Origin of the sequence: Bacillus sp. Au-Bac7 (assembly GCF_021341655.1) — a bacterium.
GTDB lineage: Bacteria > Bacillota > Bacilli > Bacillales > Cytobacillaceae > Niallia.
In genome coordinates this window covers 547,086-563,015 of sequence record NZ_JAJTTG010000001.1, presented here as the reverse complement: position 1 = coordinate 563,015, position 15,930 = coordinate 547,086, and the positions used below count along the sequence as shown (strand labels likewise).

Genomic DNA, 15,930 nt, shown 5'->3' with positions numbered 1-15,930 from the left:
ATGCACCTTCAGCTGAAGATACACTTAAAGGATGGCCTCAAAGCTTTCCATTGTGATTGGTTTGGAGAAATAAAAACCTTGAGCCTGCTCACAGCCAAGCTGTATAAGCTTTTGTACTTGTGCTTCAGTTTCAACACCTTCTGCGATAATTTCCAGCTTAAGATTATGTGCCATAGAGATTATGGCAGAAACTACTTCAATATTGCCTTCTATTTGATCAATAAAAGACTTATCTATTTTTATGCAATCGACCTGAAGCTTATGAAGATAGGACAACGAACTATAGCCTGTACCAAAATCATCCATGCTGATGCTGATGCCAAGCTCACTTATTTTCTTTAATGTCTCATTGACAACAAGCTCATTCTTCATGACAATTCTTTCGGTTATTTCCAATTCAATAATGCTGCCGTCTATTTTGTACTTTTGCAAAAGTCCCGCAATAAATGAGACGAAGTCCTCTCTTAATAATGTGACAATTGAAATATTAATAGAAATCCTGCCGAATGTTTTCCTTGAAGTTGCCCATCTATGAATATGCTTGCACACTTGAGCAAACACATATTTTTCCAACTTTACGATTAGACCGCTTTCTTCTGCCAGCGGAATAAATTCATTGGGCGGTATAAAGCCTTTTTTATTATGTTTCCATCTAAGTAAAGCTTCAGCTCCAATAATCTTGCCGCTTTTTATATGATACTTAGGCTGATAGTAAACGGACAGCTCCTGATAATCCATGGCTTTTTGCAAATCACTCTCTAAACCGATTTTATGGTCTGCATGTAAGGACATTTCCTTGTTAAATTCCTTGAACCCATTAGCCCCTGCTTCTTTCATCTGGTACATCGCGATATCTGCGTACTTTACAAGGTCATCCACATCTGTTGTATGCTCGGGGAATCTGCTGATGCCAACACTTGCTGTCAAAATAATCTCATAACCGTCTATAAGGATTGGCTGTCTAAAAACATGATTAATAGATTTAGCAATTGATTTATACATATCCTTGTCACTACTGCCATCTGGAATGATAATCAAAAATTCATCTCCGCCAAATCTTGCCACTTTGCCGTTCTCTTCTACTAAATTATTAAGCCGTTTTGCTATTCTTTGCAGCAGACTATCCCCGAATGAATGCCCCAGAGTATCATTAATGCTTTTAAAGCGGTCAAAATCGAGGAGCATTAATGTAAACGGAGTGTTGTTTTCCACATATTGATTCATCGTAATCTTTGCAAGCCGTCTATTTGAAAGCTGTGTAAGATCATCATGAAAGGCTAGATGTTTTATTTGCTCTTCTGATTTTTTCTTTTCGGTAATATCCTCAACCAGTACAAAGGTGCCGATGAACTTTTCCTTTGTGATAATCCGGACTGCCGTAACAAAAACATCTTTTCGAGTATTATTCTTTAAAACTATTTCTGTCTCAAATTTATGAACCTTCCCTTTAAAATGACCTAATAGATAGTGTTTAATCTTCTCCTTATCCACCTTCATGAAGATTTCAGAAATGCTCTTTCCAACCAATTCCTCTTCCTCATATTCTAGTAGTTTAATACCTTCAGAATTCACACTATTGATTACTCCAGCTAAATCGATGCCAATAACGGCAACGGGGTTATGCTCAAACAGGGATGTATAAAAGTTTGCCTTTTTATTTAAAATAGTATCTCCTAAAAAATATGGCAGCAGCATTAATAATAAATTCGCTGCGATTGTTAAGGTGAACGGAATAAAAATCTCGTAATCACTATACATATAGCCTAAATTAAATTTCAAAATAGAAACTAATACAATATAGGGGATATTTGCAAGAGACACACCTGCAAGGACAATTCCGATATATTCCAGCCTTTTTGATGTTGCTTGAAAGACATCATCAGTGGTTATCAAAATCACAAACCGGAACACAGAAAAAGCAGATCCTATTGTTAGCAAAGAAGTAGTAATATACAGGATGATATTGAAATGGAGATGATTTTTAAACATCAGGGCAAAACCAATCGTATCAGCGGCGAGAATACATACTGCTAAAAATAAACTCCCCCAAAAATATTGGCTTTCCTTCACTTCCTTGGTTTGTGCCAATGCCAGAATTACTAAGGAACCGATAAAACAAAACAAATAGATGCTGATTAAATAGAGCAGATAATTACTAGGCGAATATGGTAATGGCACCATTTGCATAATGAGATAAAGGGTTATCCAAAAAGTAAAGCCTAAGAGCAATGAACCAAAAATAAGAATTCCATTTCTATTTTTCTCATTTTCGTTCTTCCTTACTTTCTTGCTGATCCACAGCCCTAAAGCACAGCTTATGATAGACAGGATAGGAATTACGATCATATATTGTGTATGAAAATGGTCTAAGATGTGATGAAAAGGCAATGATATGACCTCCTGAAGTTTTAGCATGTTCCTATATTTCATTTATTAATCTATGAAGATTTATTATACACTACTTTTATCATACGACTATACTACTATTTTTTCTTTTAGTTAACAAATATTATCTTTTTAATGCACTAAAAACTGCACCTCTTTTATTAAAAGGTGCAGTTATAAAAAGATTGCTTATTTCGGATATGTCATTTCTTTCGGTTGGATATAGCTATCAAACTCTTCTTCTGTTAATAATTCTAGTTCTAATGCTGCCTGCTTTAAAGTGGAGTTATCCGCGTATGCTTTTTTCGCTATTTTTGCCGCATTTTCATAGCCGATATGCGGATTTAAGGCTGTTACAAGCATTAAGGACTCATTTAAATTTCTGTCGATTTTCTCTAGGTTTGGCTCAATTCCAACCGCACAACGATCATTAAAGGAAATAATGCTGTCACTAAGCAAGCGGGCGGACTGAAGGAAGTTATAGGCAATGACTGGCTTAAAGACGTTCAGTTCAAAATTCCCCTGACTTGCCGCAAAGCCGATTGCAGCATCATTTCCCATAACTTGAACAGCTACCATTGTTACGGCTTCACTTTGGGTTGGATTCACTTTTCCTGGCATAATAGAGCTGCCTGGTTCATTTTCTGGAATCATGATTTCTCCAATGCCGCAACGAGGCCCACTCGCAAGCCAGCGCACATCATTCGCTATTTTCATCATGTCTGCAGCCAATCCTTTTAACGCTCCATGTGCGAATGTTATCTCATCATGGCTTGTCAGTGCATGAAACTTATTTTTTGCTGATAAAAACTCTTTGTTTGTGAATAAGGAGATTTTTTCGGAAACTCTTTCAGAAAACTCTGGATGGGCATTTAAGCCTGTACCGACTGCTGTGCCGCCAATTGCCAGCTCACGCAAGTACGGCAAACTCGCTGCTATCATGCTTTCGGACTTTTCAAGCATGCGGTGCCAGCCGCTGATTTCCTGCCCTAATGTCAATGGGGTCGCATCTTGTAAATGAGTTCGCCCAATTTTAACAATTTCAGAAAACGCAGCTGCTTTTTCCTTAAAAGTCTCTTTTAGTTTGGCTATCGCCGGCAAGACCGTATCTTCCAGCTGAACAACTGCAGCCACATGAAGTGCTGTCGGATATGTATCATTTGAGCTTTGCGATTTGTTTACATCATCATTCGGATGCAGCCTGATGTCTAATCCTTTTTCAGCAAGCCATTTGTTGCCTGCAAAAGCAATCACTTCGTTAACATTCATGTTGGACTGTGTGCCGCTTCCCGTTTGCCAAACCACAAGGGGAAAATGCTCTTCAAGACTGCCATTTAAGATTTGGTCAGCACCGTAGCCAATCGCTTCCGCTTTTTCTTTTGCTAATAAGCCTAGTTCTTGGTTTACAATAGCAGCGCTTTTCTTTAAAATAGCAAAGGCGTGAATAATCTCCATCGGCATTCTTTCTGTTCCAATTGGAAAATTCTCTTTGCTTCGCTGTGTTTGTGCTCCCCAGTAACTTTCTGCCGGCACTTTAATTTCTCCGATTGTATCTCTTTCAAGACGGTACTCCATTGACATTCCTTCCTCTCTATAAAAAATATTTTCGTTTCTATATCCTATTATATACGGTGCTGCCTGAATTTTCATATTTTTATCCTTGTAGAGAAGGTGATAATTCATTTTACATATTTTGTATATCTTAAGTAGTAACAGGAGAAACTGACATTAAGTTAACTTTAAGAGGTATTTATATGAGAATTATTGCTGCATTGATTTCCATGATCATGCCAGGCTTTGGCCAAATTTATAATCGTGAGCTGTTAAAGGGCGTAATTTTTATTATTTTTGAGCATTTCGATAATATGCTTGGCAGAATTAATGAAGCTATCGCACTTGATTTTAACGGTTACCATCAGCAAGCAGTAGAAACAGCCTCATTTGACGTTCTGCTCTTTTATCCTGGATTTTATGTTTATGCAGTCTGGGATGCTTGGTTTTATGCTAAGGAAGGTGCAGATAAAACAAGGTCTGCAATTCCCTTTGTTGCTGCAGGATTTTTAGGGGAAATGGGTACGATTTTTGCTGAAAAGCTTCCCTTCCCTACACTGACTATCGGATTGTTAATGATTGTGCCAATGGGTATTGGAATGGTTATATTTCGGAATCACTGACCATTATTTTATGTTGATATTGCCGACAGAAACGGATATGGTCAACTTGTCTTCAGCACTGGAGGCTTCTTTTACCAGCTCTTTGCCCGGCCCAATTTTTTTCACAGTTAAAAGGGAGTTATTTGCTGTTATCGCTCCGTTTTTAGTGATGGCATGTATGGCTGTATTAGTTGTATAAAGTTCTTTCGGGAGCTGTATATGAATATTGCCATTAGAGACTTTTAGATAATTTTCTCCTTGAACACGCAGCAGCTCAAGACTTTTTATTCCGCCTACTTTGTTATCAATATTCACTTGGGCACTTACTTTCCCTAAAGAGACACTGCCATTGTTTGATTTAATGGCAAGCTTTCCTCCTTGAAAACTACTTAACTGAATACTTCCTACTTCGGAATTTATGGAAAGTAGCCTTAAATCCGTAATTTGACCGATTTCTGTCTTTCCGTTCTGATTAGTTATTTCTAATGTATCTATCATTCCAGAAGGGATATTTAGTGTTAACTTCGCTCTCATTTTTCGACCAGGCAAGTATTTCTTCCAGCCTTTATTTAATATATTTATAGATATATAGGCTTTATCACCTTCCTCCTTTACTTGAACAGACGGTGTAGACAGCAATGATTTTTTTCCGTTTAATTCAAGGGATAAATCCGGCTTGTCGGTAACTACTTTAAGATCGGAAAAATCTGATTGTAGAATTAGATGACTAGATTTTTTTAAACTGATGCGTTGTTCAAATTTCGTAGACATAATTCCTGCTATTGAAAATAATGCCATTATTAATACCCCTCCTAAAATAAGTCTCTTTATGGACATAGTATATCCTCCCCCCACCCTTAATATTTTAATAACTAAAACATTTAATAATTATAATATATTCTAAATTCGATAAAATATCCATTTAATTCAAAGAAAAAAACAGATCGTTGCGACCTGTTTAAGTTATATCCTCAATATGTTTAAAGAGCTTATTAATCTCTGCCAGTGTGTTGGTAATACTCAGGAGCTGTTCATCTGTAAATTTTGAAAAGATGGCGTTGACTCTGTCTTCCCCTTTTTTCGTTAAAGCAACACGGACAATACGCCTGTCATCCTGCAAGCGAATTCTTTCCGCATAGCCCATTCTTTCCAGCTTATCACACATATTAGTAGCAGCACCTGGTGTCAGTAGGAAAACCTCTGCTATTTGCGTGATTTTCAGAAATCCAAACAGTTTCAAGCGAAGCATGAGGAGCACGAGATTTTCAGATAAGTCCTCATCAAAGGTTAGCAGCCGCATAAAGTTATTGGACTTAACTTGAATATGAAACATCTCCTCCATTAAATTTCGAACTGTATCATCGTTTTGTTTTATCACGTTTAACATCCTTTGTTAATTATTTCAACAACTAAAATATATAGTAACTATTATAACTGCAAAATCTGTTTGATTGAAATCAGGAAGTATCATTTGAATTTTGCAAAAATTATCACCTTCATTATTTTAGCAAAATAAAGCCTTATCATCCAACATTAAGGATAATAAGGCTATTGTAACAAAATTTTTAAGCGGAACCGCTCTAACTAATTTACTTTCTCTGGATGAGGAATTCAAATTCTATCGTTTCATTAGCATGAATTAAATGCTCCTCATGAACCGGCGCACCCCAGCTGTCATCACCGCCAACGCCCATCTGCCTGCCCGCCACAGTCACAACTGTATAATGGATAGGCGGCAGCTCATAAACATGCTGCGCATTCTCAAGCTCAAAGGCAGTATATGGCGAGATATTACATTCAAGTGGTGTATTTACAGAAGATATTAAAATACCACGGCCATCTTTTGATGTGGCAGATACATGTCTGACACCTGTTCGATTTCCTGATTCTTGCGGCATAACATACCCTGATAGACTCTCTTCCACCTCTTGCTGAAAATGGCATAGTTTTGCGCCCATGTTCCTGTCAGAATAGTTCTCTTCTGGTCCGAGAGCATACCATTCAAGCTTTCTGTAATCTGCTGGAAGCTTAAACGTAAGCGCAAAAATCGGCAGCTGAGGCAGACTGTCAGCTCCTTTATACGCTGACTTCACATGCACACTTCCATCTGAATAAACGGTGTAGGTGACTGTTACCTCGATGTCTTGATGCACAGAGAATTCATATGTGAATGCAACACTTGTTTGACTGTTGCTTTCCTTCACTTGAATGTCCTTACACCTACGCGCAAGACTTGCCGCATACCAGATTCCCGAATGATAGCTTTGTGAAAACCCACGGTCATTGTCTGTTGTCGCTCTCCAAAACAGTGGGGCAGGAGGTGATGAGATCATTTCTCTGCCAGCATAGCTCAAAGAAACGAGACTGCCAGATGCTTTAGAAAATAGCACAGAAAAATCTTTACCATGAACACCAATATTAACATCACCATGGACAGTTCGCAGTTCTCCAACAGGCGGACTAAATTGTTTGCTGCCCTTTTCATAAACATACTGTCCGAATGCAATCTCAAAGCCTGCTTCTGCCCAAAGGGTATTTTCCTTCAGTGTAAGTGATGCTTGAATACTATATTCACCTAAAGCTGCATCCAGATTTTCAGGCAGATCGAACTTGAAATATTGAGAGCTTTGCGGTTCAACTCCTGCCAAAGTACTTTTTCTGTACAGTTCCTTTCCTTCCAAAAACAGCTTATATTCTAATTGATAGCTGTCTGTATTTGTGAAGAGACTCTCATTTCTTATCGTGACACCATTTTCGTCTAATAAGAGCTTATAGTCTTGGTAAAGATATTTAACTTCCTGCATTTTGGGTGACAGTTGGCGGTTTGCATATACAATTCCATTTGTACAAAAACCGTAATCTGTCGGCCTGTCGTCAAAATCGCCGCCATATGCTAAGTATTCCTTGCCAAACCGGTCTTTTTTATAAAGGGACTGATCGATATAATCCCAGATGAATCCGCCTTGGTACATAGGATATTTTTGTTCTAACTCTGTATATTTGTACATGCCTCCAAGTGAATTTCCCATCGCATGCATATATTCACAGCTTATATATGGCTTCTCTGGATTTTCAGACAAGTATTTTTCAATTACAGCCGGTTTTGCATACATACGGCTTTCCATATCACTTGAATCATTATAAGCACGGTTGTGAAACACTCCCTCATAATGGACGAGTCTGCTTGGGTCTGTCTCTCTGAAATAGTTGGCAACGTTCAAGATAACTTCACCAGCATAGGATTCATTCCCGCACGACCAAATTAAGATGGAAGGATGATTTTTATCGCGCTCCACCATTGAAATGGCTCTGTCCATAACAATATCTTGCCATTCCGGTTTATTTCCAGGAATATTCCACGACGGCTCAACAGCCCCCATTTTTTGCCATGACCCATGTGTTTCCAAGTTCATTTCATCAATAACGTAAACACCATATTCGTCACAGAGCTCATACCAATAGCTTTGGTTTGGATAGTGAGAAGTACGAACAGCGTTGATGTTATGCTGCTTTAATGTTTTGATATCCCACAGCATGTCTTCTTTCGAAATTGCTCTGCCTTGTCTTGGATTAAATTCATGTCGGTTAACACCTTTAAACACAATTCGTTCACCATTGAGGCGCATAATTTTATCTGATAGCTCAAATCGCCTGAAGCCGAGCCTTTGTGGCACCACTTCTGTCAGGTTGCCAGATTCGTCATAAACACTAATGAATAATGTATACAAATATGGACTTTCTGCGCTCCAAAGGGACGGCTGGTCTACATTGATTGTTAAGGACCAATTGCTTGCCTCTTCCACTCCCATTGCTGCAGCTATTGTTTTGCCCGTTTTGTCTCTAAGCTCTGCGCTTAGTTTAGACGCAGGTTTTCCTGTCAGCTTAACGTTTGCTGTTAATTTACCTTTTGTAAAATTTTCATCCAGTTCAGGACGAACATGAAGATCTGTGATGTGAGTGGTAGGCACTGTGTAAAGATAGACATCGCGGAAAATCCCAGAGAACCTCCAAAAGTCTTGATCTTCAAGCCAGCTGCCAGTACTGCGCTGATACACTTCAACTGCAAGCTTGTTTTCCCCTTCTGCCAAATAGGGCGTGAGCTCAAATTCAGCAGGTGTGAAGGAGTCTTCGCTATAGCCGACAAATTCCCCATTCAGCCATACGTAGAAAGCTGATTCTACCCCTTGAAAAGACACATTAACAGCACGCCCCTTCATATTTTCTGGAACAGAAAAATATTTGACATAACTGCCTACAGGATTATGATCGGAAGGAATTTCAGGGGGACGGATATCATTGTGGCCGTCCCACGGATACATCGTATTCACATATTGAGGCGTGCCATATCCTTGCAGCTGTATATGACCCGGAACGGTGATGTATTCCCAGCCTTCACAATCAAAATCTTTTTCATAAAACTGTTGTGGCCTGCTGTGTGGATTTTCTGCATAATGGAATTTCCAATCTCCGTTCAGACTGTGCCTGAGCTTCATCGGCACTCGAAGATTTGCCTCTTCAAATGTTTCATAATAATTATGGTCTGAATGAGCCAAAAGACGGTTAACAGCAAATACCTTCACATCTTCAAGCCAATCTAATGTTGGAATAATTTTCGTCATTGATTACACTCCCCTTGCTTCTATTTAACTGATCCCATCATGCCGGCAACGAAATGCTTCTGCATGATGAAGAAAATGAATGCTGCTGGTAATGTCGCGATAACAATCGCAGTCATAATTACGCCGAAATCGGGAGAATAGCTCGACCCAAGAACAGAAATCAATAATGGCACTGTTTGGTTTTCTGGAGACTGTAACACAACCAATGGCCATAAATAGCTGTTCCAGCTCGCCATAAACGTGATGATGGCTGCTGCTGCATAAGTCGTTTTCATTGTCGGCACATAAATCCTGAAAAAACAGCCTAGCTCTGTCAAACCATCAATTCTGCCTGCTTCCAAAATATCTTTTGGAAACATCTTTGTGCTCTGACGAAAGAAGAAAATTAAAAATGCAGTTGTAACTGTCGGCAAAATAACAGCTGCAATCGTGTCAATACCTATATATGGCGCAGATTGTGAAATCATGCCAAACATTCTGAACAAAGGCACCATTAATGCTGCAAACGGTATCATCATCGACAGCAGAAGAATGTTAAAAACCATGTCTTTCGCTTTGCTTTTGTAAACTTCAAAGCCATAGCCTGCCAGTGATGCAATCAGCAGTGATAAAACAGTAGTAATGATTGATATTTTCGCGGAATTTATCAACGCTGGAATGATCTCTACTGTTTCAAGCAGGTTTTTGAAATTTTCAACAAAATGCCCACCTGGCAATAGACGCCCCTTTGTAACATCAACTGATTTATTCGTTGCACTGACAATCATCCATAAAAAAGGGAAAATCGAAACGATTGAAACAATCGTTAAAAAACTGTAACTAAATACTTTCTTAATCATTTTTGTCACCTGCCACTTTAAACTGGATGATAGAGAAAATAACAATCATAATAACAATGGCATAAGAAACCGTTGCCGCATACCCAAAGTCTGGGGTGTATTTAAAGGAGAGATTATAAATGTACTGGGATATCGTCATCGTGGCGTTCCCTGGCCCTCCCTGGGTTATATTCATAACTTCATCAAACAGTTGGAGTGTGCCAATTGTAGAAGTAATCGATGTAAATAAAATGATCGGCTTCAGCATTGGAATTGTAATCTTAAAAAAGGTTTGAATGCTAGATGCACCGTCCATTTTAGCTGCTTCATAAATAGACTGGTCGACATTTTGTAATGCAGATAAATAGAAAATCATGTTATAGCCAGTCCAGCGCCAAGTGATTGCTGCAATAATGGCGATTTTGGCCCAAAAAGGATCTGTCAGCCACTGAATGGGCTCGGAGATAATAGAAACCTTTAATAAGAACATATTGATAATGCCATCATTACCGAATAAATATTTAAAAATAACCGAGTAAGCTACCAATGAAGTTACACATGGCAAAAAGATAGCCGTCCGGAATACACCTTTAAACTTTAACGTCTTATCATTTAACAGAACGGAGATAAATAATGCCAGCAGTATCATTACTGGAACTTGGATAATGAGATAGATAACCGTGTTTTTCACTGTTGTCAGAAAAGTCGGGTCCTTAAATAACCGGACATAATTATCAAAACCGACAAAGGTCAGGTTAGTGCCTGTTCCTGATTGAAGGGACAAGATAAAAGCTTGCACCATTGGATAAAAATAAAATAAACAAATCATGGCCGCGGCAATAGTTATAAAAGACCAACCGATCGCATTATTTTTTGTGCGCAGGCTTCTGGAAGTTCTTGCTGTCTGAAGATCCTGATTCGTTCTAGCTGGAATCACAACTCAACACTCCTTGCATTCTGTAATAAAAGAGAGCCTTGGTATTTAGTAAGAAAATCCAAGGCTCTAAAGTTTACTCGATTATTTAATCTGCGCCTCTGCCTGCTTTTGGGCATCCTCTAGGGCAGTATCAAGAGCTTTACCTTTTAAGTAGTTTTGAGCCTCTACGACAAGCAGATCTTCAATGGCATATGTGTGCAGTCCATAGTTAATTTGCGGGATTTGCTCTGTCCAGTTCGCAAAATCCGCGATGACTTGCTGACCATTAAAGAAATCATCTGCTTCTTGATATGCTTCACCTTCCACTGCTGGAGAATAAGTGCCGATAGCACCTACTTCTTTATTCAATGTTTGGTAAAAATCAACATTAGAGCCAAACGTTTTCGCTAGGAATTCAGCTGCTTTTTCTTTTCCAGGAACATTTAGAACATACCAAGAACTTCCGCCTAAGTTAGTAGCATTAATGGAGCTTTCCACATCTGGCAAGCGCGGCATAGAAACAACTGCCCATTTACCAGCTTGAGAGCTTTCTGCTTTAACAGATGGAGTAATCCAGTTGCCTGATGGAACTGTGGCTACTTCACCGCTATTGAAACCTGCTAAAAATTGACTCCAGTCCGAAACAGGTGAAACAATATCTGCATCCAATAGTGCTTTATATGTTTCAAACGCTGTCTTTAAAGCTGTATTTCCCGATAAGTCAGGCGTCACACCATCTTCCTTTGTATACCATGATCCAGCAGACTGAATCATCATACGAATCAAACCAAGATCATTAGGGTCTTGTGTAAGCATGTTTTTGCCTGTTGCTTCCTTCACCTTTTTGCCGATTTCAATATACTCATTCCAATCAATATCCTTTAAGTCATCCACTGTATAGCCAGCTTGCTCTAAATAATCTGTTCTGACATACAAACCTGCTACCCCTGTATCAAATGGGAGACCATAGTTTTTGCCGTCTACACTTGTAGGTGCAATTTTATATTGAGCGAAATCCTCTTGCTTAAAAGAATCACTCAACTCATAGAACATGTCTGGATATGCTTGAAGAAAGCTTTGTGCACGATAATCCTCAATTAGGACTATATTTGGCAGCCCCTTCGTCGTTCCTGAGCTTAAAGACGTATTAAGCTTTTGAATGATATCATCTTGAGCGTTTTCAATTACTTCAATATCAAGGTCAGCATTTTCAGCGGCATAGGAATCTACTGCCAAGTTCATCGCCTTAATGTTGAAGTTAGGATCCCAAGCCCATACCGTAATTTTATTTGTATCCTTAGAGTCTCCTGAAGCATTCTCTGTATTGGAGCCAGATGAACAGGCTGCCAAAAGTAGAACGCTGGCTAGTATTAGTGCAAGAATCTTTTTCATCGATTTCCCCCCAAGTATGAATATTATTTGTAAGCGTTATCACTTACAACTATTATGTTATCATCCTATTGGGGTGCATCGTTAGGAAGATATTTTTGTGTTTTTGTAGTATTTTCACAAAAATGAATCCGCTTCCAATGTTCAAATAGGACTTTTTTTAGATTTTATTATTTTCTTTGAACAGGAAGGGTGATTCGTACCTTTGTTCCTTCGCCAACCTCACTGGAAATTTCCACGCCGTATGATTCGCCATAGATGAGCTGAATCCGCTCATGCACATTTCTTATGCCAATGCCAGAAAACTGCTGCTTCCGTTTTGTTTGCGGAAGATGCTCATCAGCTATTACCATCCCATCCCCATTATCAACAATTTCACAAATCAAACAGTCGCCCTCATGCCATACAAGAACATGAATATACCCTTGCGGTTTATGGATAAAGCCATGAAAAAAGGAATTTTCCATAAACGGCTGCAAAATTAGCTTTGGGATCAGTATGTCGTGACAGTTCGGTGCAACAAAATAATTCACCTTAACGGAATCGCCATAGCGCTTCTGATTAATAAGCACATAATTGCGCAAATTATTTATTTCCTGATCTACGGTAATCGTCTCATTTACATCACCAATTGTATTTTGCAATAAGGATATGAGCGAATTAATCATTGCTTCTGTTTCGGCAATATTGCCTTTACTTGCAATAAATTTAATGGATGCGAGTGTATTGTACAAAAAGTGGGGATTAATTTGCTGCTGTAAGGCAGCAAGCTCAGCATTCCGCCGTTGTTTCTGTGACAGTACGAGCTGATCGACATACTCATGTAATTCATCAAGCATGGAATTAAAGGCAATACCAATCTTTCGAGTTTCATATGTTCCTGAAACAGCAACATATTCATCAAAGTCATAATCTGATGCACTCTCAATTTGTTTGACAAGACTGGACAAAGAATTCGTCAGCCTTCTTGAAACAAGGAGAACGATAAACAGCGCTGCGATAACAATGCTTAATGAAATAAGCATAATTTTTTTCTTATCAATTAAATCACCAAAAGCTGTATGCTTATCAATGATATTGAACATGTACATATCAAAGGCTGGTACATATTCCATCATCATTATTTGCTCCTTACCCATAAACTCCCCTATCAGATAATCATCATGATCACTATTGCCAAGCTCTGAGGCATACTCTTTTAGCTCTTTAGAGGTGCTGCCGACTTTTTCTGACAAGCTGCTTGAGACAATGACGCCTTCTTTATCAACTAAAAAAACATCATTGCCTGGACTTGTATAACTAGAGTAAAATTTCCGAAATTCGTTTTCTCGTATAGATATATAAGCCGCTCCGTAAGTATATCCAGACCTATTCACAAGTGCCCGTGAAGCAACAATATAGCTGCCGCTCTCATCATCATTTAGCCGCTTGTCATATTGATAGATTAATCTGTTCGGGTTTTCAGCCGTTTTCTCCGCTAAACTGCTTTCCTTTAACTCTGTATCAGTAATTGGCCAAAACGTTCTGTCGTTTGTCGCATAGCTCAGACCATTTGCACCAACTACAATAATGCCAACCTCATATGCTGCCATATTAGGTTCAACCCGTTTAATTAATTGGCTCATCTGATAGATGGACTGAAACTGTACTGCATTTGTTTCCCTTTTTTCTGTCAATATGTCCTTTATGGCAATGCTTTGCTGTATGCTGTTAGTTGCAAGAACGACTGAATAATGATATTTCTCGTAACTTTCTTTCACTTGATTCATCACCTTCGCATTCGTAATACTGAATTTATCGAAAAAGAATTGTTCACTCATGCGAATTGTTGTCCATGTGATGGTGATGGATACGATGATGATAATCATTACAGTAATCAAGGACATCGTAATAAATAAATTGCTGTGTCTAAAACGTTCAGGAATTAGCTTCATAGTATGCTCAACTCTTTTCCACCCATTGCCTGCGCCTGAACTGGCTCGGTGATAATCCTGTCATCTTTTTGAAAACTTTACAGAAATAGCTGTGGTCTGAATAGCCGACAATTCCGCTGATTTCTGAAATTGGTGCAGTGCCTGCAACAAGAAGCTTAGATGCCTCTTCTATTCTAACTCTGTTAAGGTACTCGCTGAAGCCTTCTTTCATATGTGTTGAAAAATAGCTGGATAAATAGGATGGATTAAAATGAAAATGCTGCGCTACATTAGTAAGTGTCAAAGGCTCACGATAATGCTCATTCATATATGCAATGATGTTTTTGATATTGACATTTTCCGGCTTCGTTTTTACTGTATTAATTACCGTTTTTGTATCACGCAAAAAACACTCCAGCTTTTTAACAACTTCTTCTGCACTATTTGCCTCTTCTATTCCTTTCAAGTAAACATATTTCGACTGTTCCAAGCTATGAATCTCATATTCCATATTGCTAAGCAGGATGGTGATATTAAAAATAATATTGCTAAAAAAAGACTTATACTCATACACATCCAATGTATACATAGAAGAAATAGCTGCAACATGATCCTCCAAATAAGCAAAAGCAGAATCAAAGCGTTTACATTTAAATTCATTAATAAACCAGTCTAAATGAAATTTCTCCAGGTCTGTCACAGTGATATGCAAATGTTGTACAGTGAGAACCGGAATATCTGGAAAGTAAAAGCTGCATTTTATTAATTTTAGAATTTCTTCTTTATATATCTTTCCTATTTGCATAAAATCCTCAAATTCTCCACTTACTATCAATTGAAGATTGTATTTTATGGCCACTGTGTTTTCCAAAAAAGAGTGCAGTGCTTTAAAATTGTCCCCGTTAATAAGGAGGATGTTGTCTGTAATAAAGCAGATATAGCCTTGTTCGTTTAAACCACTGTTAATCCATGTTTTAACAGCAGAAGACAGTTCTCCTGTTCCGTCTCTCTGCTCAACTGAAACGAGACAATACTTCCTATGCAAAAAGCGATCTGTTAGTTTAAGAGAATGTTCCACTTCATAGCCTGACAGCATTTTTCGGACAGCATTCGCAACAAAGGTATTCAAAGCCTCCTCTTCATCTATTTTGCGAGCAGGCAGCCTTTTTTTCATCTTTCTCAACACAGCTAACAAACTTTCTGCATCTAGCTTTGGCTTTAGAATATAATCTAGAACCCCATTTTGAAAAGTTGAGCGCACATAATCAAAATCGCCAAAGCTGCTTAACACTACCACTTCAATATGAGGATATTTCTCCTTCACAATTCTCGTTAATTCTTCTCCATCCATTATTGGCATAACAATATCAGTAATGATAAAATCCGGCTTTACAACCTCTATTAAATCAAGAGCTTCCTGCCCATGCGCTGCCTCGCCGACAATTTCAAAGCCTTCTTGTTCCCAATTGACGTAATGCTTAATCCCCTGCCTTATCAGAATTTCATCATCAACAATAAGCAATCGGCCTCGTTCTAATGCCATTGGTTTCCCCCCTGACGGTGAGTATGTGTTAACAAAAAGCAGACATTCCCGGCTTATCAATGAAGCCTTTCCTTTAGCTCATTCACTCTAAAAATAGAGTGCTAATTCATCCTATGTAGATTGATCCTTTTATAGGTTTCCTTATATTAGCATCGTTGCAAATTGGTTTATTGCCCCCTTCCGCCGCTTTCCAT

General features: G+C 38.5%; 11 protein-coding genes. 1 reads left to right on the top strand and 10 read right to left on the bottom strand.

Going from position 1 to position 15,930, the window contains the following annotated elements:
• Positions 1–24 precede the first annotated feature (24 nt).
• Positions 25–2,388, bottom strand: coding sequence for a sensor domain-containing protein (locus LXM54_RS02925; RefSeq protein WP_233313594.1), 2,364 nt, complete (start codon positions 2,386–2,388; stop codon positions 25–27).
• A 186-nt stretch (positions 2,389–2,574) separates the two neighbouring features.
• Positions 2,575–3,960, bottom strand: coding sequence for a class II fumarate hydratase (gene fumC, locus LXM54_RS02920; RefSeq protein WP_233314738.1), 1,386 nt, complete (start codon positions 3,958–3,960; stop codon positions 2,575–2,577).
• A 179-nt stretch (positions 3,961–4,139) separates the two neighbouring features.
• On the opposite strand from fumC, the gene LXM54_RS02915 reads away from it, so the two are divergent.
• A complete protein-coding gene (locus tag LXM54_RS02915) occupies positions 4,140–4,559 on the top strand; it encodes a hypothetical protein (protein WP_233313593.1) in 420 nt (139 codons plus the stop codon).
• 3 nt (positions 4,560–4,562) lie between these two features.
• On the opposite strand, the gene LXM54_RS02910 is transcribed toward LXM54_RS02915, so the two are convergent.
• The 8 genes from LXM54_RS02910 to LXM54_RS02875 all read right to left on the bottom strand — a co-directional run bounded on the left by LXM54_RS02910 (position 4,563) and on the right by LXM54_RS02875 (position 15,736).
• Positions 4,563–5,336 (bottom strand): DUF4097 family beta strand repeat-containing protein, encoded by a 774-nt coding sequence (locus tag LXM54_RS02910; RefSeq protein WP_233313592.1) that lies wholly within the window; start codon positions 5,334–5,336, stop codon positions 4,563–4,565.
• A gap of 160 nt (positions 5,337–5,496) precedes the next feature.
• Positions 5,497–5,916, bottom strand: a complete 420-nt coding sequence (locus tag LXM54_RS02905; RefSeq protein WP_233313591.1) for a MarR family winged helix-turn-helix transcriptional regulator — start codon at positions 5,914–5,916, stop codon at positions 5,497–5,499.
• A gap of 211 nt (positions 5,917–6,127) precedes the next feature.
• Positions 6,128–9,157, bottom strand: coding sequence for a glycoside hydrolase family 2 TIM barrel-domain containing protein (locus tag LXM54_RS02900; RefSeq protein ID WP_233313590.1), 3,030 nt, complete (start codon positions 9,155–9,157; stop codon positions 6,128–6,130).
• Between the two features lie 20 nt (positions 9,158–9,177).
• The gene (locus tag LXM54_RS02895; protein WP_233313589.1) at positions 9,178–9,996 is read right to left on the bottom strand and encodes a carbohydrate ABC transporter permease; all 819 of its coding nucleotides are present in this window, start codon (positions 9,994–9,996) and stop codon (positions 9,178–9,180) included.
• Complete coding sequence (locus LXM54_RS02890) at positions 9,989–10,858, bottom strand: carbohydrate ABC transporter permease (RefSeq protein ID WP_267913310.1); 870 nt, start codon at positions 10,856–10,858, stop codon at positions 9,989–9,991. The genes LXM54_RS02895 and LXM54_RS02890 overlap by 8 nt, the downstream gene beginning before the upstream one ends.
• Before the next feature lie 135 nt (positions 10,859–10,993).
• Complete coding sequence (locus LXM54_RS02885) at positions 10,994–12,283, bottom strand: ABC transporter substrate-binding protein (RefSeq protein WP_233313587.1); 1,290 nt, start codon at positions 12,281–12,283, stop codon at positions 10,994–10,996.
• A gap of 167 nt (positions 12,284–12,450) precedes the next feature.
• Complete coding sequence (locus tag LXM54_RS02880) at positions 12,451–14,214, bottom strand: cache domain-containing sensor histidine kinase (protein ID WP_233313586.1); 1,764 nt, start codon at positions 14,212–14,214, stop codon at positions 12,451–12,453.
• Positions 14,215–14,221: 7 nt separating this feature from the next.
• Positions 14,222–15,736 (bottom strand): response regulator transcription factor, encoded by a 1,515-nt coding sequence (locus tag LXM54_RS02875; RefSeq protein ID WP_233313585.1) that lies wholly within the window; start codon positions 15,734–15,736, stop codon positions 14,222–14,224.
• Positions 15,737–15,930 lie beyond the last annotated feature (194 nt).

Bases quoted from the DNA above. Each gene is read 5' to 3' on its own strand.
- LXM54_RS02885 (WP_233313587.1), bottom strand. From the start codon at position 12,283: ATGAAAAAGATTCTTGCACTAATACTAGCCAGCGTTCTACTTTTGGCA.
- fumC (WP_233314738.1), bottom strand. From the start codon at position 3,960: ATGGAGTACCGTCTTGAAAGAGATACAATCGGAGAAATTAAAGTGCCG.
- LXM54_RS02875 (WP_233313585.1), bottom strand. From the start codon at position 15,736: ATGGCATTAGAACGAGGCCGATTGCTTATTGTTGATGATGAAATTCTG.
- LXM54_RS02895 (WP_233313589.1), bottom strand. From the start codon at position 9,996: ATGATTAAGAAAGTATTTAGTTACAGTTTTTTAACGATTGTTTCAATC.
- LXM54_RS02915 (WP_233313593.1), top strand. From the start codon at position 4,140: ATGAGAATTATTGCTGCATTGATTTCCATGATCATGCCAGGCTTTGGC.
- LXM54_RS02900 (WP_233313590.1), bottom strand. From the start codon at position 9,157: ATGACGAAAATTATTCCAACATTAGATTGGCTTGAAGATGTGAAGGTA.
- LXM54_RS02880 (WP_233313586.1), bottom strand. From the start codon at position 14,214: ATGAAGCTAATTCCTGAACGTTTTAGACACAGCAATTTATTTATTACG.
- LXM54_RS02910 (WP_233313592.1), bottom strand. From the start codon at position 5,336: ATGGCATTATTTTCAATAGCAGGAATTATGTCTACGAAATTTGAACAA.